This is a genomic window from Pseudoruegeria sp. SHC-113, assembly GCF_025376885.1.
In the GTDB taxonomy this organism is placed as follows: domain Bacteria; phylum Pseudomonadota; class Alphaproteobacteria; order Rhodobacterales; family Rhodobacteraceae; genus Pseudoruegeria.
This window is the reverse complement of record NZ_JAHUBR010000001.1, coordinates 2,476,493-2,499,392: the sequence shown is the minus strand read 5'-3', so window position 1 is coordinate 2,499,392 and position 22,900 is coordinate 2,476,493. Positions and strand designations below refer to the sequence as shown.

The following is a 22,900-nucleotide window of genomic DNA, read 5'->3' as shown; positions in this document are numbered from 1 at the left end:
GGGCGGCCCACGCCCGAGGTGGGGGCGATAGCCCCCGCCTGTGGGGCGGGCGGGGGCTGCCCGGCGTGCCGCCGGGCGAAACAGGCGCTACAGCCGCGCGAGGCGCTCTGTCAGCAGGGCAAAGAAACCGTCGGCATCCACATCGCCCATGAAGGTCGCGTTGGGCGCGCGGTCCGTCACGCCCCACCAGTCGGCCACCGTCATGCCCAGCGTCAGCTCGGACTCCACCTCGATCTCCACGTTGATATGGCGGCCCGTGAACAGCTCGGGCCGGATCAGATAGGCGGTGACGCAAGGATCATGCAGCGGCGCGCCGGAGGAGCCGTATTTCTCCTTGTCGAAGCGCTCGAAGAAATCCGTCATCTCGGCCACGGCCGCCCCCACGGGGGTGCCAAGGGCGCGGAAAGCATCGTTGCGCGGCTTGGTGACAAGCGCCTTGTGGGTCACGTCCAGCGGCATCACCACGATGGGCACGCCGGAGGCAAAGACGATCTTGGCCGCGTCGGGATCGACGTAGATGTTGAACTCTGCGGCCGGGGTGATGTTGCCCACCTCGAAATAGGCGCCGCCCATCATTACGATTTCCTGAACCTTCTCAACCACATCCGGCGCCTGCGCGAAGGCCTGCGCGATGTTGGTGAGGGGGCCAAGGGGGCAGAGCGTCACCGTGCCTTTGGGGTGCGCGCGTAAGGTGTCGATGATGAAATCCACCCCGTGCTGGGGCTGCAGCGGCATGGTGGGATCGGGCAGGGTGGGGCCATCCAGCCCCGTCTTGCCGTGGACATGCTCCGCCGTCACCAGAGGCCGGTGCATGGGCGTATCGCAGCCCGCAAAGACCTTGACCTCGGGCTTGCCCGCCAGCTCACAAACAATCCGCGCGTTCTTCTGCGTGAGCGGCAGGGGCACATTCCCGGCTACGGCGGTGATGCCGAGCAGCTCGATCTCTTCCGGGCTGGCCAGCGCCAGAAGGATCGCGACGGCGTCGTCCTGTCCGGGGTCCGTATCGATGATGATCTTGCGCGGGGCAGGCATGGGGAAGCTCCTGAACGGGTGTCAAAGAAGCGGAGCGTGGCGGAGGTGGAGGGGAATGGCAAGGGGGCGCGCGCAATAGAAACTGCCGGTCTGAGTGTATTGGCTGAGTGGCAGGAATTGGTTGACAACTTTTTCTGTTAACCCCACTCGATGCTTTGAACATCTGGCGAATGGTGATTAATACTTTGGCCGAAATTCAAAAGAATATTTACGGCTCGGTAGCAACCTGAGGTCGGTGAGATATTCGCAGGCCAAAGGAAAACTCAAAATATGGAACTGCTGTTCGTTGCCTTGGTTGTCGTTGGGTTTGCACTGCTCAACAGCCGAAATGGAAAGCGCACAAAGAAAACGATTCCACTGAAAACCATGCGTCCGGACGAACAGGTTCACCCTGCTTCCAAGCCGGTTGCTCCTTCGAAGGTAGAAGCACAGCCCGCACCCTTTGACGAGTCAACATCAAAGCCTGCCCCTCCGGAAACGGTTTTGGTCGGTTCCGCGTGGGTGACCGATGGCGACACGATTAAAATCGGCTCGACCCAGATTCGGTTGTTTGGGGTCGACGCTCCCGAGTTGGATCACCCATATGGTAAGAAGGCAAAGTGGGCGCTCCACAGCCTTTGCAAGGGGCAAGAGGTCAGGGCAGAGGTGACCGACACCGACGAATATGGGCGCGTTGTGGCGCGCTGTTTTCTTGCTGATGGGCGCGATTTGTCCGCAGAAATGGTTAAGGAGGGCTTGGCTCTGGATTGGCCTAAATTCTCTGGTGGCAAATACAGTGACTTGGAAGTGGAAGGGGTGCGGAAGAAACTGTTCCTCGCCGCCGCGCGCCAGAAAGGGCATATGGGCGTTTGGAAACGGTTCGAAGAAAAGCAAAAGGCTGGGCCCTAAGCCAGCAAAGCGTCTTGTTTGTGAAAGAACGGTCGCTTCGGCGGTGCTTCGCCAATCCAAACGCAAAAACGCCGCCCCAACCGGGGCGGCGTTTCCTGTTTCCCTGACCTGACCGATCAGCCGTCGAAATCGACCGTTTCGATCAGTTTCAGCGCGTCGGGGCGGAGTTTGGCGAGCTCCATCAGGTTCACCGGGTCTGCCGAGAAGGCGCCCCAGCCCTTGACGAGATCCACGGCTTCCGTGCCCGGGGCGATCGGGTATTCGTAGTTGGCCGCGCCGTAAATTTCCTGCGCCTTCGGCGAGGTCAGGAATTCCATGAATTTCAGCGCGTTCTCGGCGTTGGGGGCGGCTTTCGTCATCGCCACGCCGGAGATGTTTACGTGCGTGCCGTGGCCTTCGAATTCCGGGAAGACGATGTTGACGCTGTCGGCCCAGGCTTGTTGCTCGGGATCTTCCAGCATCTTGCCCATGTAGTAGGTGTTGCCCACGGAGATGTCGCATTCGCCGGCCCAGATCGCTTTCACCTGCGCGCGGTCGTTGCCCTGCGGTTTGCGGGCGAGGTTGGCTTTCACGCCTTCCAGCCAGTCTTTCGTGGCCTCTTCGCCGTGGTGGTACAGGTGGGCGGCGGTGAGGGCGACGTTATAGGCGTTGGTGCCGGAGCGGATGCAGATGCGGCCCTGCCATTTCGGATCGGCCAGATCCTCGTAGGTCGTCACTTCGCCCTCGGCCACGCGCTCCTTGGAGGCGTAAACTATGCGGGCGCGGGTGGTGAGGCCGAACCAGTGGTTCTCGGGGTCGCGGTATTGCCCGGGCACGTTGGCTTCCAGCGTTTCGGAGGTGACGGCTTGCGTCAGCCCGGCTTCCACGACGCCGGCAAGGCGGGAGATGTCCACGGTGAGCACGACGTCCGCCGGGGAGCGTTCGCCCTCGGCCTGCAGGCGCTCGATCATGCCTTTCTCAAGGAAGGCCACGTTGACGGTGATGCCGGTTTCCTCGGTGAAAGCATCGGTGAGCGGCTTGATCAGTTCGGGCTGGCGGTAGGAGTAGACGTTGACCTCCTCAGCCAGTGCGGGCGCGGCGGTGGCCACGGCGACCAGGGCGAGGGCGGTGGTGCGGAAAGGGGTGAACATGGGGATGTCCTCTGGTTGGATTTCTCCCGGCCTGTAAACCCGACTATTTTGATCGGGTCAATAGGTGATTATTTCACTTGGGAATAAATCCGTCTGCTATCTGCGCTCCTCCGCCTTGGCCTCATCCCAGAGCGCATCCATCTCTTCCAGCGTGGACTGGGCCGGGGTCTTGCCGCGTGTTTTCAGTTTTTCTTCAACCTTTTCAAAGCGTCGGGTGAATTTTGCGTTGGCGGCGCGCAGGGCACTTTCCGGGTCCAGCCCGAGGTGGCGGCCGAGGTTGGCCATGACGAAGAGCAGATCGCCGAACTCCTCTTCCACCTTGTCCTGGGTCAGCCTGTCGCGCGCCTCCACCAGCTCGCGGCTTTCCTCCAGCAGCTTGTCGAGCACGTTCTCGGTGGAGGGCCAGTCAAACCCCACCCGCGCGGCGCGCGATTGCAGCTTCAGCGCGCGCAGCAGCGCCGGAAGGCCCACGGCGACGCCATCGAGCGTGCCTTTCTCGGCGCGGCCAGCGCGCTCCTTGGCCTTCTGGGCTTCCCAGTCGCGGGTCTGCTGCTCTGCCGATTTCTGGTTGCTCTCATCGCCGAAGACATGGGGGTGGCGGGCGACCATCTTGTCGGAGATGTTTTTCACCACGTCATCAAAACTGAAATGCCCGGCCTCCTCCGCCATCTGCGTGTGGTAGACGGTCTGGAAGAGAAGATCGCCCAACTCGCCCTCCAACTCGCCAAAGGCCGCGCGTTCGATCGCATCGGCGACCTCATAGGCCTCCTCGATGGTGTAGGGCGCGATGGTGGCGAAATCCTGTTCGATGTCCCACGGGCAGCCCGTTTCTCGGTCGCGCAGGCGGCGCATGATCTCGCGCAGGCGGGGCAGGCCGCCTTCGGGATCGAACACAAGGGCGTCGCTTTGGGCTTTGGGCAGGGGGGTGTGCATGGTCGGCTCCGTTGCTGGCAGCTTGGTTTAAGCAAGGGGCGCGGAAAATGTGAAGCCCCGCCGGTGTCTGCGCGCTTGAGGCCTGCGGCGTTGCGGGGCAGGGTGGGGCTGTTGTGCGCGAGTGTTTGTGATGCGGTTTCTTCTGGCTCTTTTGATCCTGCTGATGCCTGTGCCTTTGCGCGCGGAGCCGCCGGATCGCGCCTGCACGCAAGGCAAATGGGGCCATGTGGAGTGCATCCGGGAGGCGCATTTCACCTTTGATACCTGCCAGTTGATCGAAAGCGCCGCCGCCCGCCATGGGCTCGACGCACATTTCTTCGCGCGGCTGATCTGGCAGGAGAGCCGCTTCGACCCGAACGCCGTGAGCCCGGCCAATGCGCTGGGGATCGCGCAGTTCATCCCCTCTACGGCCAAGCTGCGCGGGCTTGCCGATCCGTTCAACCCGGCGCTGGCGCTGGAACATTCCGCCGAATACCTCGGCGAGCTGCAGCGCCGCTTCGGCAATCCGGGGCTGGCCGCCGTGGCCTATAATGGCGGAGAGAACCGGGCCGAGCGCTTTGTGGCCGGGCGCGCCGGGCTTGCGTCTGAAACCATCGCCTACGTGCGCATCATCACCGCGCGGCCTGCCGAAACATGGCGCGATGCGCCGCCTGAAGCGCCGGATTTCCGTCTTGACGCTGCAAAGCCGTTTGCCCCGGCCTGCCACGCTATGGCGCGGGCGCGTAAACTCTCGCCCCCGGTGCGGCCTACGCCCCGGCGCGAGCCTTTCGGCGTGCAACTGGCCTATGGGGTGACGCCCGAGGCCTCGCTTGCGCGCTTTCAGCAGAACACCCGACGCTGCGCGGCGGAAGTGGCCGGGGAAGAGCCGGATTTCATCTTCGTGAAGAACCGCGTGAGCCCGGTGAAGGGCTATTACATGGCCCGCATCGGGCGCTCCTCCCTACGCAGCGCCAGCACCTACTGCAGCAGCTTGCGCCGGGCCGGCTGCATCTGTGCGGTGTTTCGCAACTGAGATTGAACATTGCCCTTGCGCGTGCCGCTGGCCGCGCTAGCAAGGAGCCAAGCAGACAGGAGAGCCCCCATGCCCGTGATCAACCGCATCGCCGATTACGCCGAAGAGATGAAGACATGGCGGCGCTGGCTGCACCGCAACCCGGAGCTGAAGTTCGACTGCCACAAGACGGCTGCTTTCGTGGTGGAGCGGCTGCGGGAGTTCGGTGTGGACGAGATCCACGAGGGCATTGCCACCTCGGGCGTCGTGGCCGTGATCAACGGGCAGGGCGACGGCCCTACGATCGGCCTGCGCGCCGATATGGACGCTTTGCCGATCTTTGAGGAAAGCGGCGTTGATTACTCTTCTGAAACCGAAGGCAACATGCATGCCTGCGGCCATGACGGCCACACCACGATGCTGCTGGGCGCGGCGAAATATCTGGCCGAGACCCGTCGTTTCAAGGGCCGTGCCGTGCTGATCTTCCAGCCGGCCGAGGAAGACGGCGGCGGCGCGGGCGTGATGGTGGAAGAGGGCGTGATGGAGCGCTTCGGCCTGGCGCGCGTCTTCGCACTGCACAACGCGCCCAACATCCCCGTCGGCCATTTCCACTCCACGCCGGGGCCGATCATGGCGGCAGTGGATGAGTTTGAGATCACCTTCAAGGGCCGGGGCGGCCATGCGGCCATGCCGGAGGATACAGTGGATCCGATCCCTGCGGTGGCAGCGCTGGCGCAGGCCCTGCCCACGGTGGTGAGCCGCAACGTCTCGGCCATCGACGACATCGTGCTTTCGGTCACCTCGATCCATGCGGGCAAGGCGTTGAACGTGGTGCCTGAAACCGCCTTCATCGGCGGGACGGTGCGCTGCTTCAGCCCCGAGGTGCGCGATGTGGCCGAGTCCCGTATCCGCGCGCTGGCCGAAGGGCAGGCGGCGGCCTTCGGGGTCGAAGCACAGATCATCTACCGCCGGGATTACCCGCCCACCATCAATGATGCGGATCAGGCCGAGTTTGCGCTCTCCGTGGCCCGGGCCGTGGCCGGAGAGGCGGCCGTCGTTGGGGATGCGCCCAAGCAGATGGGCTCTGAGGATTTCGCCTATATGCTGGAGCGCACGCCGGGGGCTTACCTGTTCCTCGGCCAGGGCGACGGGCCGGTGTGCCACCACCCGGCCTATGATTTCAACGACGAGATCAGCCCCATCGGCGCAAGCTTCTTTGCCCAGATCGTCGAGCGGGCGCAGCCTCTCTGAGGCATGACTCGCACAATACGATTTATCCGGTCCGCTTTGCGGGCCGGGACCTTATCATTGATTGAACCTTGCCCAAGGGGCAATCTGCCAAGACCTGAGGCGCCCCTCAGCCCTTCGGCATTGTCAGCGTGATGTTGCGCCCGCTTTTCACGTAGCGCAGTTCGTTGCTGCCGATGGCCGCGACCTGCCCGCCATCCACGCGGTCGCCCACTTTCACCTTCACGTAGCGCCCGCTCGACAGCCGGATCAGCGCCCGGCGGTTCTTGTCAGAGCCATAGACGCCGATCAGGTTGATCTTGCCGAGGTTGATCGCATTCTTCAGGGTTGCCTGCTGTGCCACGCTTGCCGCCGTTGTTGTCTTCGAGTTGATCTCCTGACGCGACAAGCTCTGCCCCGTCGTACGGCCCCCTGTCTCCTCTGCGCCGCCGTCAGAGCTGCGCGCGGTGGGCGCGGGAGCCGTGGCGGTAGGAGCGGCAGTGGCGACTCGGCGCACCTCGATTTCGGGGCGCACGCGGGGACGCGGCGAACGGGCTATCGCACGTTCGGTGGGCAGGTCAAACAGGTTGCTTTCGGGGGGCGGAGCTTCGGCGGCCTCCTGCGCATCAGCGATCGCGGCGGCGACGGCGGCGACTTCGGCGGGGCGCGGAGCCGGACGCAGGGTGCCAAGCTGGGCCAGCGTGCGCCCGCCAAGGCGGCTGCGTTCCTCGGATTCCACCAGATCACCCGGGCGCGCGGCAGGGCGGAAGCCCTCCAGCGGATCGGCCTCGGTCAGCAGATCCACCGGCGCAAGCCCCTCGGGCCGCAGGGCGGCGCGTTTGGCGGGGCTGCCGGCAAAGACGCGCACGCCATCGGGCGTCAGCGCGCCTTGCGGAGTCGGGATCACCCAGCCGTTTTCGTCCAGCGCGAATTGCGTGGCCGCATCGGCCGGGTTGCTGCGCGCGGCGAGCGGCGCGTCAGTTGCAAAGCTGTCGGGTGCGGGCAGGGCCACGGCGTCCGAGGCTTCGGTGGTGGGATCGATGGAGGCCACATAGAGCGAATCCGTCGAGCCGGGGCCCTGCAGCAGGTTCAGGCGCGGGCCGTCGGCAAGGGAGGTGTCGGGCGCCTGTTCCGCAGGTGTTGCGGGGGCGTCGGGGGCCTGCTCCGCCTGAGGGGCTATCGTTTCGCCTTCGGGGAGCTCGGGCAGCAGCACTGGCGCTGTGGCTTCAGGCAGGCTCGCCAGAACCACGGTGCCTTCTTCTGTCGGCGCGGCCCCGCCGCTCTCGGCCCCTTCGATCAGGGCGGGCTCGGGCAGGGCGCTGACCTCGGCCTCCGGCAAGGCGGCAAGATCGATGTTCGCGGTTTCGTCCTGTGGCGTGAGCGCGGCCTCAGGCGCTTCGCTGCGCAGCAGGTCCACCGGGTTGGGCGCGCCGAAGAACTGCGCGCCGATAAAGAGAAGCGCCAGCGTGGCGGCGAGGCCACCAATGGGCAGGAGCTTACGGCGCAGCTCCGCGCGCCCCTGACCCTTGGCCGGGAACTGCGGCAGGGGGAAGGGATCCTTGGCGCTGCGCAGTGGGAGGGCGGTTTCGCCCTCGGCCAGATCATCGCGCGCGGCGACGAGGGCAGCGGCGGACACTTCGGGCTTCGGGGCTGGCTTGGCAGGCGGCTTTTCCGGTTTGGACTGTGCCGGTTTGGGCTGTGCCGGGGCAAGGCTGTCGCCCGCGCGCACGAAGGCGGGGATGCCTTCTGCCGGGGCGTCGTCTTCCGGCACATCCGCAGGGCTTTCCGGGGCCGGGGCGGCCTCGTCCGGGCCTTCAAAGGCCTCCGGGCTCTCCATCAGCGTGAAGCGCGGCGCAAGCGCGGCGGCGAGCGCCTTGGGGCTTTCCGGTGTCTCAGGCTGCGCGACGTCCGACGCGGGAGCCTCGGGGGCCTGGCGCTCCGGTGCGGCAGGGAGGGCGGTTTCCAGAACCGGTACAGCGGCTGTCTCTGCTTCAACAGCCTCAGCGGGCGGCGCGGGTTTGGCGTCCGGCTTCGCGGGGCTTTCGGGTTTCGCGGCCACGGCGGGCAGGATCACGATGGCCTCAGCGTCGCGCGCGACGCTCAGGCCCTCGGGGCGGGCATGGGGCAGGCCGAAGAAGGGCTCGCCTTCAAAAGCGCTTCCTTCGGGGATCGCTACGAAACAGGCCGGCGGGAACTTGTGATCCAGCGCGAAGCCCTCCGCCTCGCGCAGGGTCATCTGGGCCACCGCCGCCACCTGTGCCCTGTCGCCTTGCAGGCGCCAGTCGAAGGCCAGCTCATCGACCGAATAGGGGGTCAGGCCTTCCAGCGCCTCGCGGATCTGCACGAGCCGCTCCGCATCGCTGGGGCCGGGGGCCGCAACCTCGGTGTAAAGCACCTCGGAATTGGGGATCACGAGTTTGCAGAAAAACGCATCGCTGCGCCCCTTGCGGGCCTTGGCGCGCAGGGCTTTCAGATCCTCGCCAAGCGTGCCGGAGGCCAGCGACACATCGCCCACGCTTTCCCAGCCGCCTTCCACGCGCCGCAGAAGGCCGATGCCGCTGTGCGAAAGGTTGAGAGCGTAACCGGGCAACATGCAATTTTCCTACCACGAAACAGGCCTGTGCCAGAAGATGCCATTGCCGCCCGCCAGCCGAAAGGCAAGAAATCGCGCATCGGGCCGAAACCAGACGGAAACTTCTGCAGCGCCTTCCTGCGATGCTTACATGCTGGGGTAAGTCCCTTGCCAACACCTGAAGGAAGACCGATGCGCAAGCTTCTGATGACACTGCCTTTTCTCCTGCCTCTTCCGGCGCTCGCCGAAGAGCTGCCGCGCCTGATCACCATCACCGCCGAAGGGCAGGTGGCGGCGGTGCCGGACATGGCCACGATCACGCTGGGCGTCACCACGGAAGGCAAGACCGGCGCAGAAGCGCTCAATGCCAATTCCGAACGTATGGCGCTTGTGCTGGCGGAGCTGTCCGAAAGCGGCATCGAGGGCCGGGACGTGCAGACGCGCGGCCTCAACCTCTCGCCGCGCTGGCACCACAAGAATGATGGCAGCCAGCCCGAGATCACCGGCTTCGTGGCCAACAACACGGTGACGGTGCGGGTGCGGGATCTGGCGCAGCTAGGCGGCGTGTTGGACAGCGTCGTGCAGCAGGGGGCCAACACCTTCCAGGGGCTGCAGTTCGGCCTTGCTGACGACAGCGCGCTTTCGGATGAGGCCCGCCGCGCGGCCGTGGCCGAGGCCCGTGCGCGGGCGGAGCTTTATGCCGAGGCGGCAGGCGTGGAGCTGGGCGATCTTGTGTCGCTCACGGAGAATGGCAGCTACCGGCCCCAATTGCGGATGATGGAAGCCGCCGCCATGGCGCGGGATTCGGTGCCCATCGCGGAAGGTGAGGTGACGATTTCCGCAACGGTGACAATGGTTTACGCCATCGAAGGCGGCCAGTAACCGCGCGCTTGCGCGCAGCCCTTGACGGGCGCTGCGCAGGCCCATAAATCGGCACGGTGCGGGACGACCCGCGCCTTTGCCTGCACATCCGGGACGGCCCGGCCCACACCTGAAAGGAGGGCCGTTTCATGGCCTGGTTTGCACTCTTCACCGCCGGACTGTTTGAAATTCTCTGGGCCTATTTCATGAAGAAATCGGTCGGGTTCACGCTGCTTGGTCCAAGCGTGATCACAATCCTCGGCATGCTCGGAAGTTTCCTCCTGCTGGCCTATGCCATGCGCAGCCTGCCCCTGGGCACGGCTTATACGATCTGGACGGGGATCGGCGCTGTCGGGGCCTTCGTTCTCGGCGTCGTGATGCTGGGCGAGGCCGCCACGCCGCTACGCCTGCTGGCGGCCTTGATGATCGTGGGCGGCATACTCCTGATGAAGATCGCCAGCTAACACTCTGCTTTTAAGGCTTTTTAGACTTGGTGCTGAGCGGCTGCCCGGGCGGGTGCGGAACGCGCCCGCCGTGGGGCGGGCAGGCGCGTGCCCGTCACTTGCGTGACGGGCGATCTCATCACACCTTCGCCAGCGCCTGCTCCAGATCGGCGATGATGTCGGCCGGATCCTCGATCCCGATCGACAGGCGCACCACGTTGGGCGCGGCCCCTGCGGCCTCCTGCTGCTCCGGCGAAAGCTGTCGGTGGGTGGTGGAGGCCGAGTGGATCACCAGCGAACGCGCATCGCCGAGGTTGGCGACATGGGAGAACAGCTCAAGGCTGTCCACCAGCTTGACGCAGGCGTCATAGCCGCCCTTCAGCGCGACGGTGAACAGGCCGCCCGCCCCGCGCGGGCAGATCCGCTTGGCGCGCTCGGCATAGGGCGAGGAGGGCAGGCCCGCGTAGGTCACGCGCTCCACCGCCGTGTGGCTTTCCAGCCAGCTGGCCACTTTCTGGGCATTCTCCACGTGCTTCTGCATCCGCAGCGAGAGCGTTTCGATGCCCATCAGCGTGTAATGCGCGCCCTGCGGGTTCATCGTCATGCCCAGATCGCGCAGGCCCACGGCGATGGAGTGGAACGTATAGGCCATCGGCCCAAGCGCGGCGTGGAAGGTGAGGCCGTGGTAGGCGGGCTCGGGCTCGCTCAGCGAGGGGAACTTGCCGGAGGCCGACCAGTCGAAATTGCCGGAATCCACGATGCAGCCGCCGGTGACGGTGCCGTTGCCTGTGAGATATTTTGTGGTGGAATGCACCACCAGCGTCGCGCCGTGCTTGATCGGGTTGCAGAGGTAGGGCGAAGCCGAAGTGTTGTCGACGATCAGCGGCAGGCCGGCCTCATCGGAGATCGCCGAAATCGCGTCCAGATCGGTGATGTAGCCGCCCGGGTTGGCGATGGATTCACAGAAGATCGCGCGGGTGTCGTCATCGATGGCGGCGCGCAGGGCGGCGTGATCTTCGAAATCAACGAAGGTGCAGGACCAGCCGAAGCGCTTGATCGTCTGCGAGAACTGCGTGACGGTCCCGCCGTAAAGCCTTGTGGAAGCGACGATATTCTTGCCCGGCCCCATAAGCGGAAAGAGCGCCATGATCTGTGCGGCATGTCCCGAAGAGCAGCAGACAGCACCAGTGCCGCCTTCCAGCGCGCAGATGCGATCGGCCAGCGCGCCCACCGTCGGGTTGGTCAGGCGGGAGTAGATGTAGCCCACTTCCTGCAGGTTGAAGAGCGCGGCGGCGTGCTCAGCATCGCGGAACACATAGGCCGTCGTCTGGTAGATCGGCACCTGCCGCGCGCCGGTGGCCGGATCGGGGGCCGCGCCGGCGTGGATCTGCAGGGTATCAAAGCCCTGGGGCTTGGCATCACTCATCACTTTTCCTCCCAAATGGAATGTCGCCGGTCACGTTAGGGCAAGGCTTCTGGCCCCACAACATGCAAGTCACAGCAGGGCGCGGGATTCGCCTGTGCCGGGGCGTAGCGCTTGACCTTGGCGCGGAACGAATGTTCAAACGGGGGAACGCCTTTCCCGCAGAACGGAGTCAACAATGCGCCGCAACGCCCTCATCAGCCTCGGAATTCTCACCGCGCTGGCCGCGTGCTCGGGCAATTCGCAAGTGCCGTCCTCCAACCCGGAAGATCCCAACCGCAGCCGCAACGGCGCGCCGCAGGTGCTGGCCGTGGTGGACATGCCCGCCTTCTGCCGGGGCAGCGTCTCGGACACGACGACGGTGGACGCCACCTCGATCCGCACCACCGAAGCCGCTCTGATTGACGGCCGCTATGAAGTGAACGTGACGGTGCCCTTCGGCAATGATCTGTTCGAATACTACCAATGCACCTTCGGCACCGACGGCGGTTTCCAGCGTATGGTGAAAACCGGCGCGCCCGGCGGCTTTGACGACACGCTGATCTAAAGCGTTTAGCGCATCCAGAAATTGGCGCGCTTGATCTGGTTGCGAATGGCCTGCTCCCGATGGGGCAGGTTTTCGCGATCAAACATGGCGCGCACTTTCTGGCCGCGGCCCTGATAGATCATCCGCTTCATCGCGTCGTATTTCTTCAACGTTTTCTTGATCTTGTTGGGCGCAGTTACCGTTTCCAGAGTTGTGATCACAAGATCATCCTCGCGGGCATAGGCCATGGGCAGCACGCGGTAATGGCAGGTGATTTCGCCATCGAGCAAGCCCGGCGGGATGGTGTCCCGCCCGCCGCCGAAGGAATGGATCACAAGCGGCAGTGCCACCTGATCGAGCCAGGGGTCAAGGTTCTGGCAGACGAGCGCTTCGGGCGCGTCATCGCGGATTGCCAGCGCATACTCAAGAAAGCGTTCTCCGAAGGCTTTCGGGCAACGGTAGAAGAACCAGCCCGCGTTGAAATAGAGGTAGCGCTCCCAGAACTCGTTGGGTTTGGAGAGGTCCAGCGAGCTTTCGAACTCCAGCTCGAATTTGTCGTAGAGCGATTTCCAGATTTCGGTATAGCCGGGGCCGTAAAGCTCGATCGTGGGCCATGTGCCTTCGCGGCGCATCGAGGCCGAGGGGCGGTCAAAATCAAACGGCACGCGCGACAGCGGCCCGGTGACGAGCGTGTCGGTGTCGAAGAACACGAAGGGCTCACCCTCGGGCAGGGCGAGCAAGCCTTCGATCTTGTTGCCATAGGGGTAGGATTCGCCGAAGTGGTGGTTCTCGAACGGCAGGATCTCGGCGCCGAATTCATCGGTGATGAGCGCGCGGACGTCTTCGTCGCGGATGCGAGGGTCATTCCACCATTTGTCGGTTTTCTGCGGTTCCAGCACAAAGAGCTTGCCGGTGAAATCCGGGTTCGCCGCGCGGAAGCTCGCCAGAAACAGCAGCGCCTCATATTGCAGCCGCCCGTGCTGGCCGACGATGGCCACGTTGTAGCTTTGGCTTTTTGCGGCGGTCTCTGTCATGCTGGGATGGCCTGGTCGAAAGTGTCGTTGCTTGGACTATAGGGGCTCGCCCGCCGCGCCTGAACCCGTATTCTCTCCGCAAGCCACAGATTTCCGGCGTGTTTTGCCAAGCTGCCCGAAAGGAGACATTCATGCGCATATTTCTGGCCCTGCTGCTTCTGGCCGCCGTTCCTGCGAATGCCCAGAATTTCACCACCGCCGCCGAGGTGCGCCCGATCCTTGAGGCGACGCGCGGCAATTGGATCGCTCTGCGCGAATATGAGGGTGAGGATCTGCTCTACTTCACCCATTTGGAGGCCTGGCGCTGCGGGCTGTCGCAGATCGAATATGCGGTGAACGGGGGCGAAATGGCGGTCTGGACGGTGGAGGACTGCTACGAGGCCGAGGCCCAGCCCAACGCGATCAAGGCCGATGGCCGGGAATCCTATGAGCCGATGCCGCTTGGCCATGTGGAACAGGTGCAGGTGCGCATCACTTATGATGATGGCGAAACCGCCGAGGCCAGTTATGAGCGCGCCGCCGTGCTGATGCCGTAGAACGCTTTACCGGTTGCGCATCGCGCGGCTTTGCGCCTTTCATGGCCGCGAACTGGCATAAAAGGGAGGCCGGCCATGGAGCTGAGCGACGAAATCCGCATCAACGCGCCGCTGAACGCCGTCTACGCGGCGCTGAATGATCCCGAGGTGCTGAAGCAATGCATCCCCGGCTGCGAGGAACTCACGCAGGTGAGCGAAGATCAGCTGGAAGCCAAGGTCGTGCTGAAGATCGGCCCGGTGAAGGCCAAGTTCGGCGGCGAGGTGACGCTGGACCGCGACGGCGCGCCCCATGCGTTTTCGCTGGCGGGGCAAGGCAACGGCGGCGCGGCCGGTTTTGCCAAGGGTGGCGCGGATGTGGTGCTTGAGGAAGACGGCGATGGCACGCTGCTGCGCTACACCGCCAAGGCCGATGTGGGCGGCAAGATCGCCCAGCTTGGCAGCCGCCTGATCCAGAGCACGGCCAAGAAGCTTTCGGGCAAATTCTTCGAAAGCTTCGCCACCCTGATGGACGCAGAGTAAGCCAGCCTGCGCGGGCTTAAGGCCCGCGCACTGCATTTCGATCAGCCGAGCAACTCGCCCAGCTTTCGGGCTTTCATTACGTTGCCCGAGACCTTGATCTTGCCCAGCATGAAAGCCTTGGCCGGGTTGACCTCGCCTTTGATGAGCCCGGTGAACACCTCGCTCTTCATGGTAAGCGTGCAATCGGCCGGGGCGTCTTCCTCGCGCGCGCCGTTTTCGTCCACGAAGACAGTGCCTTCGGGGAAGACGAACTTGAAGCTCGCGTCGATCTCCTTGCCGGAGAGGTTCTTGTTGAAGCCGTTGATGACCTTCTGAATGAATTCCGACATATGCCTTGCCTCGGTTTCGCGCTGTGTAATCGTCAATCTATGCCCCGCCGCGCTGTCTCTGTCAGCCCCGCAGTCGCATGCTTGCCCATGGGCGTGAGGCTTGCCGCCAATTCGCGCAAGCTTTTTCTCAAATGCGCGACGCTACGTCCTTTTTCTTAGAATGGCTTAGCTGCAAAAACGACGTTGCGTGACTTGACGTGCGCGTGAAGTTTTCGCCTTGAAACCGCCCCCCCACGGTCTGTCATATTATGCAGGAAAGCCAAGGGCGCCGGGGAGCGGCGGGGGGGTGGCTTTGCGAACCTCCCCAAAGTTGAGTCGGCGCATCCGCGAATTTTGGGAGAGACCAATGCCGACATACAACGCTCCGACCCGCGATCTGCAGTTCGTCCTGCATGACGTCCTGAAAGTGCACGAAAGCCCGATCCCCGGCTTTGACGATCTGGCCGAGGATTTCACCGGCGCCGTTCTGGAAGAAGCCGCCAAGATCAGCCGCGATGTGCTGGCCCCGCTGAACGTGGTGGGCGACAAAGAGGGCTGCAAGCTGGAAAACGGTGTGGTGACCACGCCCACCGGCTTTAAGAAAGCTTTTGACGAAGTGCGCCTCGGCGGCTGGTACGGCATGGACATGGATCCGGAATACGGCGGGCAGGGCATGCCGATCGTGCTCAACACCGCTATTGGTGAGATGATGAGCTCCGCTAACATGGCCTTCGCGATGTACGGCGGCCTGACCCACGGCGCGGCCTCCGCGATCTACGCTCACGGCTCCGATCAGCAGAAGCAAACCTACCTGCCCAACATGGCCACCTGTGAATGGACGGGCACCATGAACCTGACGGAGCCCCACTGCGGCACCGATCTGGGCCTGATGCGCACCAAGGCAGAGCCGCAGGAAGATGGCTCTTACAAGATCACCGGCCAGAAGATCTTCATCTCCGCCGGCGAACACGACATGAGCGAGAACATCATCCACCTCGTGCTGGCCAAGATCGTGGGCGGCCCGGAAGGCATCAAGGGTGTGTCGCTCTTCATCGTGCCGAAATACATGGTCAACGAAGACGGCTCGCTGGGCGCGCGCAACGGCGTGGCTGTGGGCAACATCGAAGAGAAGATGGGCATCCACGGCAACTCCACCTGCGTGATGAACTACGACGGCGCCACCGGCTTCCTGCTCGGCGAAGAGCACAAGGGCATGCGCGCGATGTTCACTATGATGAACGAAGCGCGCCTCGGCGTGGGCATGCAGGGCCTCGCGCAGGCCTCCGTGGCCTATGAAAACGCCGTGGCCTACGCCAAGGACCGCCTGCAGGGCCGCGATGTGACCGGCGCGAAGAACCCGGACGGCCCCGCCGATCCGCTGATCGTGCACCCGGATATCCGCCGCTCGCTGATGGATCAGAAGAGCTTCGTGGAAGGCGGCCGTGCCTTCATCCTCTGGTCCGCCATGATGATCGACCAGGCCCACCGCGATGGCGACAAGGACGCCGACGGCCTGATCTCGCTGCTGACCCCGGTTGTGAAGGGTTTCCTGACCGACAAGGGCTTTGACATGACCATTCAGGCCCAGCAGGTCTATGGTGGCCATGGCTACATCGAAGAATGGGGCATGAGCCAGTTCGCCCGTGATGCGCGGATCGCCATGATCTACGAAGGCGCGAACGGCGTGCAGGCGCTTGATCTCGTGGGCCGCAAGCTGGCGGCCGATGGTGGCAAGCCCGCCATGGCCTTCTTCGAGATGGTCAAGGGCTTCATCGGCGAGAACAAGGAAGACGAGGCGATGAAGGATTTCATCGAGCCTCTGAAGGATGCCAGCAAGGATCTGCAGGCCTGCATGATGTATTTCATGCAAAACGGCATGAAGAACCCGAACGCCGCGTTGGCGGGCTCCAACGACTTCCTGCATCTCTTCGGCTACGTCTGCTTGGGGCTGATGTGGGGCCAGATGGCGAAAGCGGCCAATATCGCGCTTGCCGCCGGCACCTCGGAAGAAGCCTTCTACCAGAACAAGCTGACGACGGGCCGTTACTTCATGGCCCGCATGATGCCCGCCATCAAAATGCACCGCGCCCGCATCGAAAGCGGCCCGGAGACGGTGATGGCGCTGGACGCGGAGGCGTTTTAAATGCTGGGCACTCTGTCATCTCCGTGGATGACGGAGGAACACGCGATGCTGGGCGAGATGACCGCCCAGTTCATCGCCGAGCGTTGGGCCCCGAAGTTCGAGGCCTGGCGCAAAGCCGGGATGATGGACCGCGAAAGCTGGAACGAAGCGGGGGAGCTTGGGCTCCTCTGCGCCTCGGTGCCGGAAGAATTCGGCGGGGCCGGGGGCGATTTCGGCCATGAGGCCGTGATCACCATCGAAAGCGGCAAGGGCAATATCGCGAGCTGGGGCAACCCGATCCACTCCGCGATCGTGGCCCATTACATCACCGCCTACGGCACCGAAGATCAGAAGCAGCGCTGGCTGCCGAAAATGGCCACGGGCGAGCTTGTCGCCGCGCTGGCCATGACGGAGCCGGGCGCGGGCAGCGATCTGCAGGCGATGAAGACGAAGGCCGTGAAGGAGGGCAATGTTTACAAGCTCTCCGGCCAGAAGACCTTCATCACCAACGGCCAGCACGCCGATCTGATCCTCGTGGCCTGCAAGACCGATCCCAAGGAACGCGCCAAGGGCATCTCGTTGATGATGGTCGAGGCCGCGGAAAGCGAAGGCAAGGGCTTCAGCCGGGGCCGCAACCTCGACAAGGTGGGCATGAAGGCCGCCGATACGAGCGAGCTGTTTTTCGACAACGTCGAGCTGCGCCCGGAAAACCTGCTGGGCCTTGAAGAAGGCAAGGGCTTTTACCAGATGATGGATCAGCTCCCGCAGGAGCGCCTCGTGATCGCCGCCGGTGCCATCGGCGCGATGGAAGGCGCGGTGGAGCGCACGATCACCTATTGCAAGGAGCGCGAAGCCTTCGGCGGAAACCTCATGCAGTTCCAGAACACCCGCTTCAAGCTCGCCGAGTGCAAGACCCGTACGATGGTGGCCCGCAGCTTCTTTGATGCCTGCATGGTGGCCCATCTTCAGGGCAAGCTCGACGTCGCCACAGCGGCGGCCTGCAAATACTACGTGACGGACGAGCAGAACGCGGTGATCGACGAATGCGTGCAGCTGCACGGCGGCTATGGTTTCATGACGGAATACCCGGTTGCCGAAATGTGGACCGACGCCCGCGTGCAGCGGATTTACGGCGGCACGAACGAAATCATGAAGGAACTGGTCGCGCGCGACCTTTGATGCGTTCCTGAGAGAAGTTTCGGCGGCTCGAGGCCCGGGCCGCCTGATGGAAAGATCCAATTTGGAAGGGAGGACGTGATGTCCGAAGCCTATATTTACGATGCCATTCGCTCCCCGCGGGGCAAGGGGCGGCCCGATGGCAGCCTGCACGAGGTCACCTCGGTGGCGCTGGGCGCCAAGGTGCTCAACACGATCAAGGAGCGCAACAACCTCGACACGAAATCCGTTGAGGATGTGATCTGGGGCAACGTGACCCAGGTTGGCGAGAACGGCGCCTGCCTCGCGCGCGCCTCCGTGCTCTATTCCGATTTCGACGAGCAGGTGCCCGGCCTCTCGATCAACCGCTTTTGCGCCTCCGGCATGGAAGCCGTGAACCTTGCCGCCAACCAGGTGAAAGGCGGCGCTGGCGAAGCCTATATCGCCGGTGGTGTCGAGATGATGGGCCGCGTGGCCATGGGCTCCGATGGCGGTGCCATGGCGGTGGATCCCTACCTCGCCCAGAAAACCTACTTCGTGCCGCAGGGCATCTCCTCGGACATCATCGCCACCGAATACGGCTTCTCTCGCGAAGACTGCGATCTCTACTCCGTGGAGTCCCAGAAACGCGCCGCCAAGGCCTGGGAAGAGAAGCGCTTCGCCAACTCTGTGGTGCCGATCAAGGATGACTGCGGCCTGACGATCCTCGACCACGACGAATACATGCGCCCCGGCACCGATATGCAGTCCCTCGGCGGGCTGAAAGCGGCCTTCGCCGATATGGGCACCGTGATGCCGGGGTTTGATAACCTCGTCACGATGAAATACCCGCACCTTGAGAAGGTGAACCACGTCCACCACGCCGGGAACTCCTCGGGCATCGTGGATGGTGCGGCAGCGCTGCTGATCGGCTCCAAGGAATACGGCGAGAAATACGGCCTGAAGCCGCGCGCCAAGATCACCTACACCGGCAAGATCGGCACCGACCCGACGATGAACCTCACCGGCCCCGTGCCGATGACGGAAAAGCTGCTGCGCGAAACCGGCATGGGCATCAACGACATCGACCTGTTCGAGGTCAACGAAGCCTTCGCCGCCGTTGTGCTGCGCTTCATGCAGGCGTTCGATGTGGACCACGACAAGGTCAACGTGAACGGCGGCGCGATTGCCATGGGCCACCCGCTGGGCGCAACCGGCGCGATGATCATCGGCACGCTGCTTGATGAACTGGAGCGCACCGGCAAGGGCGTTGGCATGGCCACGCTCTGCGTTGCTGCCGGCATGGGCGCTGCCACCGTCATCGAACGCGTGTGATCTGACATCATGGGCGTGATCGACAAGGAGAAGGCACCTGTGAAGACGGGCTCCATCTATCCGGCACCCTATGCCGCGATGGTTGCGGGGCGCACTTCACAGCGTCTCGGGCAGGCCGGGGGGCTGACGCAGTTTGGCGTCAACCTCGTGCAGCTTGCGCCGGGGGCGGTGTCGTCCCTGCGCCACTGGCACCACCGCGAAGATGAATTCGTGATGGTGACAGAGGGCGTCTGCACGCTCGTGATGGATGAAGGCGAAACAGAGATGGCCGTGGGCGACTGCGCCGCGTTCCCTGCAGGGGAGGCAAACGGCCATCATTTCATCAACCGCACGGATCAGGCGGCGGCGTTTCTCGTGGTGGGCTCCAAGATGGACCCTGAGCGCGCAACCTATTCCGACATCGACCTTGAGGTGCATATGGAGGGGGGCCAAGCCCGCTTCACCCACAAGGACGGATCGCCCTACGAGGGAGAGAAAGAATGACCGATTTTCACTTTGACGTAGATGCCGACGGCATCGCCACCATCACCTGGGATTGCGAAGGCAAATCCATGAACGTGGGCTCTGAGGAAGGGCTCGCCGAACTGGATGCCCACATCGAGAGGGTGCTGAGCGACGAGGCCATCAAGGGCGCCGTGATCACCACCGGCAAGCGCGATTTCGCCGCCGGTATGGATCTGAACGTTCTGGCCAAGATGAAAACCGCCAACGCCGAGAACCCGGCGCAGGGCGTTTTTGACGGCACCATGAAAATCCATGAACTGTTCCGCAAGATCGAACTGGCGGGCATGGACAAGAAGACCAAGAAAGGCGGCAAGCCGATCGTCGCGGCGATCAAGGGCACGGCGCTTGGCCTTGGCCTCGAACTGCCGCTCGCTACGCACCGCATCTTTGCCGCTGAAGGCAAGGGCCGCATCGGCTTGCCCGAAATCATGGTCGGCATCTTCCCCGGCGGCGGCGGCACCGTGCGCCTGACGAAGAAGCTGGGCGCGATGAACGCCTCTTCCCTGATCCTTGAAGGCAAGGCGCTGGACCCGAAAAAAGCCAAGGCTCTGGGCGTGATCGAAGAGGTCGTGGCCGAAGACGAACTGATCGCCACCGCCAAGGACTGGGTGAAAAACGCCAAACCGGCCGATCTGGTGAAACCCTGGGATGCCAAGGGCTACAAGATGCCCGGAGGCGCGCCCTATCACCCGGCCGGCTTCATGACCTACGTGGGCATGTCCGCCATCGTGCAGAGCAAGACGCAAGGCGCCTACCCGGCGGCCAAGGCGGCCATTCAGGTGATGTATGAAGCCGCGCAGGTGCCCACCGAAGTGGCACTGAAAATCGAGGCCCGCCAGTTCACCAAGGTTCTGATGAACCCGTCCTCCGCCGCCATGATCCGCTCGCTCTTCATCAACAAGGGTGCACTGGAAAAAGGCGCGGTCCGCCCCGAGGGCGTGGCCGACATGAGCGTGAAGAAGCTCGGCGTTCTGGGCGCAGGCATGATGGGCGCAGGCATTGCTTACGTCTCCGCCAACGTCGGTATCGAGGTCGTGCTGCTGGACATGAAGCAGGAGTCTGCCGACAAGGGCAAAGCCCATGCCGAGAGCATTCTGGACGGCGGCATCAAGCGCAAGAAGGTGACCGAAGAGAAGAAGGCCGAGGTTCTGGGCCGCATCAAGGCGACCGACAACTACGACGATCTGAAGGGCTGTGACCTGATCGTGGAAGCGGTGTTCGAGGATGTGGGCGTGAAGGCCGGCGTGACGAAGGAAGCCGAGGCACGTCTTGATGCCGATGCAATCTTCGCCACCAACACCTCCACCCTGCCGATCACCGAACTGGCGAAAGCCTCGCGCAACGATGAGCGCTTCATCGGCATCCACTTCTTCTCGCCCGTGCACAAGATGAACCTCGTGGAGATCATCAAGGGCGCGAACACAGGGCCGGAAGCCGTGGCCAAGGCGCTCGACTTCGTGCGTCAGATCAAGAAGACGCCCATCGTAGTGAACGACGAGCGCTTCTTCTACGCCAACCGCTGCATCATCCCCTACATCAACGAGGGTGTGCGCATGGTGGCCGAGGGCGTGAGCCCGGCGGTGATCGAGAACGCGGCGAAACAGCTCGGCATGCCGCTTGGCCCGCTGCAGTTGACCGACGAGACCTCCATCGACCTCGGTGTGAAAATCGCCAAGGCGACCAAGGCCGCGATGGGCGATGCCTACCCGGAGAGCCCCTCGGACGACGTGCTGTTCAAGCTGTTTGACGAAGGCCGTCTGGGCCGCAAATCCAACGCCGGCTTCTACGACTACGACGACAAAGGCAAGCGCGGCTTCCTTTGGGAAGGTCTGGCCGAGAACTGGCCGGTGGCGGCAGAGCAGCCGAGCTTTGAAGATGTGCAGAACCGCCTCGCCATGGCGCAGACGCTGGAAGCCGTCCGCGCGCTGGAAAGCGGCGTGCTGGAAGACATCCGCGAAGGCGACGTGGGCGCGATCCTCGGCTGGGGTTTCATGCCCTGGTCCGGCGGCCCGTTCAGCTGGCTCGACATCCTCGGCGCTAAGAAGGCCGTCGAGATGACGGACTACTTGACGGCGACCTACGGCGAGCGCTTCCAAACGCCTGCACTGCTGCGCGAAATGGCGGCGAAAGGCGAAAGCTTCTACGTGCGCTTCGACAAGACGGCGCAAGCCGCCTGATCGGGTTCTAGCAACTGAAAAGAAGAGCCGGCCTTTCGGGGCCGGCTTTTTTGTTTGGGGCCAGAGAGCAGATGCCGGCCGGGGGCTAAGCCTCCTCTGTTAAATCGACGGGGCGTCCGGTGCGCGAGGATGTCTCTATTGCCGCAATCAGGCGTTGGGAGATGAGCGCTTCGCGCCCGGTGACCATCGGTTTGCGGCCGTGGCGCAGGGCGTCGATGAAATCCTCGATCACGGCTTGATGCCATTCGTGCCTGCCGCCCGCTTGCGCGCTCAAGGTTTCGTGTGCGGCATCCTGTGCTTCCAATTCGCTGCGCCCATCGCGCCAACTGATTTCAAGCGCGTTTTTGTCCAGTTTCAGGCTCGCGTTCTCGAAATGAAGCCGGATGACTTCGGTCCGGTGTGGGAACATGGCGGTGCTGGCGACGAAAGAGCCGACGGCCCCGCTTGCGAACTGCAATCCGGCGACCGCGAAATCCTCGGCTTCCATCCGGTGCAGGGGGGAGGTTGCCGTCATGGCCTGTACACGGGTCACAGGGCCGGTCAGGCTGAGCGCAAGATCGATGCTGTGGATCGCGTTGGTGATCATGACGCCGCCGCCATCCCGAGCATAGGTGCCACGGCCTAGCTCATCGTAGTAGGATTGATCGCGCCACAAGGGCACGGCGATTTCCACAACGCCGAGTTTCCCGAGCGCACCGCTTGCAACATGGCGGGCTGCCGCAAGCGAGGGGGCGCGCATCCTGTGTTGAAACAGAACCCCGAGCATCACGCCTTCGCGCTCACAGATCTCGACGATTTCAAGCGCCTCGTCCGGGCTCCGCGCGACGGGCTTCTCCAGAAGAATATGCGTGCCGGCCTTGGCCAGTTCCTCGATCACCGCTTTGCGCACACGCGGAGGGGTTGCAACGATGGCGACAGGAATGGACGGGTCTGCCGCAACCGCCGAAAGATCGGCCGAAAAGCTTGGGGCATCGCCATCGTAGTATTCGGCAAGAGGACGCGCGCGCTCGGGCCTGCGTGAAACGATGGTTGCAAGCCGCGCCACGCCCTGCGCGCCCGATAAGGCGGCCACGTGGGTTCTTGCGATCATGCCCGCCCCGATCAGCGCGACACCGACGCGCCCTTGGTCTGCCGATTTGGCCATCGTTTCTTGTCCTTCTTTCTATGGAGGACGCGCTTGCGCCGATCCAATCTGATTTTTCCGT

21 protein-coding genes are annotated in these 22,900 nt (G+C 63.6%); 13 read left to right on the top strand and 8 right to left on the bottom strand.

The window, feature by feature from the left end; all coding sequences use genetic code 11:
* Positions 1–87 precede the first annotated feature (87 nt).
* Positions 88–1,032: a nucleoside hydrolase gene (locus KVX96_RS12325; protein WP_261194786.1), complete on the bottom strand. Its 945-nt coding sequence runs from the start codon at positions 1,030–1,032 to the stop codon at positions 88–90.
* 270 nt (positions 1,033–1,302) lie between these two features.
* On the opposite strand from KVX96_RS12325, the gene KVX96_RS12320 reads away from it, so the two are divergent.
* On the top strand, positions 1,303–1,920 hold the full coding sequence (locus KVX96_RS12320) for a thermonuclease family protein (protein WP_261194784.1): 618 nt from the start codon (positions 1,303–1,305) through the stop codon (positions 1,918–1,920).
* A 116-nt stretch (positions 1,921–2,036) separates the two neighbouring features.
* On the opposite strand, the gene KVX96_RS12315 is transcribed toward KVX96_RS12320, so the two are convergent.
* Together KVX96_RS12315 and mazG are read right to left on the bottom strand one after the other, a co-directional pair.
* Positions 2,037–3,050: a Fe(3+) ABC transporter substrate-binding protein gene (locus tag KVX96_RS12315; protein ID WP_261194782.1), complete on the bottom strand. Its 1,014-nt coding sequence runs from the start codon at positions 3,048–3,050 to the stop codon at positions 2,037–2,039.
* A 96-nt stretch (positions 3,051–3,146) separates the two neighbouring features.
* Complete coding sequence (mazG, locus tag KVX96_RS12310; RefSeq protein WP_261194781.1) at positions 3,147–3,983, bottom strand: nucleoside triphosphate pyrophosphohydrolase; 837 nt, start codon at positions 3,981–3,983, stop codon at positions 3,147–3,149.
* A gap of 130 nt (positions 3,984–4,113) precedes the next feature.
* Here mazG and KVX96_RS12305 point away from each other — a divergent pair, with 130 nt between their 5' ends.
* Positions 4,114–4,995, top strand: coding sequence for a lytic transglycosylase domain-containing protein (locus KVX96_RS12305; protein ID WP_261194779.1), 882 nt, complete (start codon positions 4,114–4,116; stop codon positions 4,993–4,995).
* A gap of 69 nt (positions 4,996–5,064) precedes the next feature.
* Positions 5,065–6,225, top strand: a complete 1,161-nt coding sequence (locus KVX96_RS12300) for a M20 aminoacylase family protein (protein ID WP_261194778.1) — start codon at positions 5,065–5,067, stop codon at positions 6,223–6,225.
* Positions 6,226–6,331: 106 nt separating this feature from the next.
* Here the strand turns inward: KVX96_RS12300 and KVX96_RS12295 are convergent, their stop codons facing one another.
* Entirely contained in the window at positions 6,332–8,794 is a 2,463-nt protein-coding gene (locus tag KVX96_RS12295) for a hypothetical protein (protein WP_261194777.1), read from the bottom strand.
* 186 nt (positions 8,795–8,980) lie between these two features.
* On the opposite strand from KVX96_RS12295, the gene KVX96_RS12290 reads away from it, so the two are divergent.
* Positions 8,981–9,655, top strand: a complete 675-nt coding sequence (locus KVX96_RS12290) for an SIMPL domain-containing protein (protein ID WP_261194776.1) — start codon at positions 8,981–8,983, stop codon at positions 9,653–9,655.
* A gap of 128 nt (positions 9,656–9,783) precedes the next feature.
* Positions 9,784–10,098, top strand: a complete 315-nt coding sequence (locus tag KVX96_RS12285; RefSeq protein WP_261194775.1) for a DMT family transporter — start codon at positions 9,784–9,786, stop codon at positions 10,096–10,098.
* A gap of 118 nt (positions 10,099–10,216) precedes the next feature.
* Here the strand turns inward: KVX96_RS12285 and KVX96_RS12280 are convergent, their stop codons facing one another.
* The gene (locus tag KVX96_RS12280) at positions 10,217–11,503 is read right to left on the bottom strand and encodes an O-acetylhomoserine aminocarboxypropyltransferase/cysteine synthase family protein (protein ID WP_261194774.1); all 1,287 of its coding nucleotides are present in this window, start codon (positions 11,501–11,503) and stop codon (positions 10,217–10,219) included.
* 175 nt (positions 11,504–11,678) lie between these two features.
* Here KVX96_RS12280 and KVX96_RS12275 point away from each other — a divergent pair, with 175 nt between their 5' ends.
* Positions 11,679–12,047, top strand: a complete 369-nt coding sequence (locus tag KVX96_RS12275) for a hypothetical protein (RefSeq protein WP_261194773.1) — start codon at positions 11,679–11,681, stop codon at positions 12,045–12,047.
* A gap of 5 nt (positions 12,048–12,052) precedes the next feature.
* On the opposite strand, the gene KVX96_RS12270 is transcribed toward KVX96_RS12275, so the two are convergent.
* Complete coding sequence (locus KVX96_RS12270; protein WP_261194772.1) at positions 12,053–13,060, bottom strand: hypothetical protein; 1,008 nt, start codon at positions 13,058–13,060, stop codon at positions 12,053–12,055.
* A gap of 131 nt (positions 13,061–13,191) precedes the next feature.
* Here KVX96_RS12270 and KVX96_RS12265 point away from each other — a divergent pair, with 131 nt between their 5' ends.
* Entirely contained in the window at positions 13,192–13,596 is a 405-nt protein-coding gene (locus KVX96_RS12265) for a hypothetical protein (protein WP_261194771.1), read from the top strand.
* Positions 13,597–13,671: 75 nt separating this feature from the next.
* The gene (locus KVX96_RS12260) at positions 13,672–14,115 is read left to right on the top strand and encodes a CoxG family protein (RefSeq protein ID WP_261194770.1); all 444 of its coding nucleotides are present in this window, start codon (positions 13,672–13,674) and stop codon (positions 14,113–14,115) included.
* A gap of 41 nt (positions 14,116–14,156) precedes the next feature.
* On the opposite strand, the gene KVX96_RS12255 is transcribed toward KVX96_RS12260, so the two are convergent.
* Positions 14,157–14,444, bottom strand: coding sequence for an SCP2 sterol-binding domain-containing protein (locus tag KVX96_RS12255; RefSeq protein ID WP_261194769.1), 288 nt, complete (start codon positions 14,442–14,444; stop codon positions 14,157–14,159).
* 346 nt (positions 14,445–14,790) lie between these two features.
* Between KVX96_RS12255 and KVX96_RS12250 the strand changes: the two genes are divergently transcribed.
* The 5 genes from KVX96_RS12250 (at position 14,791) to KVX96_RS12230 (ending at position 21,695) form a co-directional block, all read left to right on the top strand.
* On the top strand, positions 14,791–16,566 hold the full coding sequence (locus KVX96_RS12250) for an acyl-CoA dehydrogenase C-terminal domain-containing protein (RefSeq protein WP_261194768.1): 1,776 nt from the start codon (positions 14,791–14,793) through the stop codon (positions 16,564–16,566).
* A complete protein-coding gene (locus KVX96_RS12245; RefSeq protein ID WP_261194767.1) occupies positions 16,567–17,724 on the top strand; it encodes an acyl-CoA dehydrogenase family protein in 1,158 nt (385 codons plus the stop codon).
* Positions 17,725–17,802: 78 nt separating this feature from the next.
* Complete coding sequence (locus tag KVX96_RS12240; protein ID WP_261194766.1) at positions 17,803–19,014, top strand: acetyl-CoA C-acetyltransferase; 1,212 nt, start codon at positions 17,803–17,805, stop codon at positions 19,012–19,014.
* A gap of 9 nt (positions 19,015–19,023) precedes the next feature.
* Entirely contained in the window at positions 19,024–19,497 is a 474-nt protein-coding gene (locus KVX96_RS12235) for a cupin domain-containing protein (protein WP_261194765.1), read from the top strand.
* Positions 19,494–21,695: a 3-hydroxyacyl-CoA dehydrogenase NAD-binding domain-containing protein gene (locus KVX96_RS12230; RefSeq protein WP_261194764.1), complete on the top strand. Its 2,202-nt coding sequence runs from the start codon at positions 19,494–19,496 to the stop codon at positions 21,693–21,695. Before KVX96_RS12235 ends, KVX96_RS12230 begins: the two co-directional genes overlap by 4 nt.
* Positions 21,696–21,780: 85 nt before the next feature.
* Here the strand turns inward: KVX96_RS12230 and KVX96_RS12225 are convergent, their stop codons facing one another.
* Positions 21,781–22,839: a Gfo/Idh/MocA family protein gene (locus tag KVX96_RS12225; RefSeq protein WP_261194763.1), complete on the bottom strand. Its 1,059-nt coding sequence runs from the start codon at positions 22,837–22,839 to the stop codon at positions 21,781–21,783.
* Between the last annotated feature and the right edge of the window lie 61 nt (positions 22,840–22,900).

Excerpts from the sequence above, each read along its gene's own strand:
- KVX96_RS12325 (WP_261194786.1), bottom strand. The coding sequence starts at position 1,032 with ATGCCTGCCCCGCGCAAGATCATCATCGATACGGACCCCGGACAGGAC.
- KVX96_RS12320 (WP_261194784.1), top strand. The coding sequence starts at position 1,303 with ATGGAACTGCTGTTCGTTGCCTTGGTTGTCGTTGGGTTTGCACTGCTC.
- KVX96_RS12315 (WP_261194782.1), bottom strand. The coding sequence starts at position 3,050 with ATGTTCACCCCTTTCCGCACCACCGCCCTCGCCCTGGTCGCCGTGGCC.
- mazG (WP_261194781.1), bottom strand. The coding sequence starts at position 3,983 with ATGCACACCCCCCTGCCCAAAGCCCAAAGCGACGCCCTTGTGTTCGAT.
- KVX96_RS12305 (WP_261194779.1), top strand. The coding sequence starts at position 4,114 with ATGCGGTTTCTTCTGGCTCTTTTGATCCTGCTGATGCCTGTGCCTTTG.
- KVX96_RS12300 (WP_261194778.1), top strand. The coding sequence starts at position 5,065 with ATGCCCGTGATCAACCGCATCGCCGATTACGCCGAAGAGATGAAGACA.
- KVX96_RS12295 (WP_261194777.1), bottom strand. The coding sequence starts at position 8,794 with ATGTTGCCCGGTTACGCTCTCAACCTTTCGCACAGCGGCATCGGCCTT.
- KVX96_RS12290 (WP_261194776.1), top strand. The coding sequence starts at position 8,981 with ATGACACTGCCTTTTCTCCTGCCTCTTCCGGCGCTCGCCGAAGAGCTG.
- KVX96_RS12285 (WP_261194775.1), top strand. The coding sequence starts at position 9,784 with ATGGCCTGGTTTGCACTCTTCACCGCCGGACTGTTTGAAATTCTCTGG.
- KVX96_RS12280 (WP_261194774.1), bottom strand. The coding sequence starts at position 11,503 with ATGAGTGATGCCAAGCCCCAGGGCTTTGATACCCTGCAGATCCACGCC.
- KVX96_RS12275 (WP_261194773.1), top strand. The coding sequence starts at position 11,679 with ATGCGCCGCAACGCCCTCATCAGCCTCGGAATTCTCACCGCGCTGGCC.
- KVX96_RS12270 (WP_261194772.1), bottom strand. The coding sequence starts at position 13,060 with ATGACAGAGACCGCCGCAAAAAGCCAAAGCTACAACGTGGCCATCGTC.
- KVX96_RS12265 (WP_261194771.1), top strand. The coding sequence starts at position 13,192 with ATGCGCATATTTCTGGCCCTGCTGCTTCTGGCCGCCGTTCCTGCGAAT.
- KVX96_RS12260 (WP_261194770.1), top strand. The coding sequence starts at position 13,672 with ATGGAGCTGAGCGACGAAATCCGCATCAACGCGCCGCTGAACGCCGTC.
- KVX96_RS12255 (WP_261194769.1), bottom strand. The coding sequence starts at position 14,444 with ATGTCGGAATTCATTCAGAAGGTCATCAACGGCTTCAACAAGAACCTC.
- KVX96_RS12250 (WP_261194768.1), top strand. The coding sequence starts at position 14,791 with ATGCCGACATACAACGCTCCGACCCGCGATCTGCAGTTCGTCCTGCAT.
- KVX96_RS12245 (WP_261194767.1), top strand. The coding sequence starts at position 16,567 with ATGCTGGGCACTCTGTCATCTCCGTGGATGACGGAGGAACACGCGATG.
- KVX96_RS12240 (WP_261194766.1), top strand. The coding sequence starts at position 17,803 with ATGTCCGAAGCCTATATTTACGATGCCATTCGCTCCCCGCGGGGCAAG.
- KVX96_RS12235 (WP_261194765.1), top strand. The coding sequence starts at position 19,024 with ATGGGCGTGATCGACAAGGAGAAGGCACCTGTGAAGACGGGCTCCATC.
- KVX96_RS12230 (WP_261194764.1), top strand. The coding sequence starts at position 19,494 with ATGACCGATTTTCACTTTGACGTAGATGCCGACGGCATCGCCACCATC.
- KVX96_RS12225 (WP_261194763.1), bottom strand. The coding sequence starts at position 22,839 with ATGGCCAAATCGGCAGACCAAGGGCGCGTCGGTGTCGCGCTGATCGGG.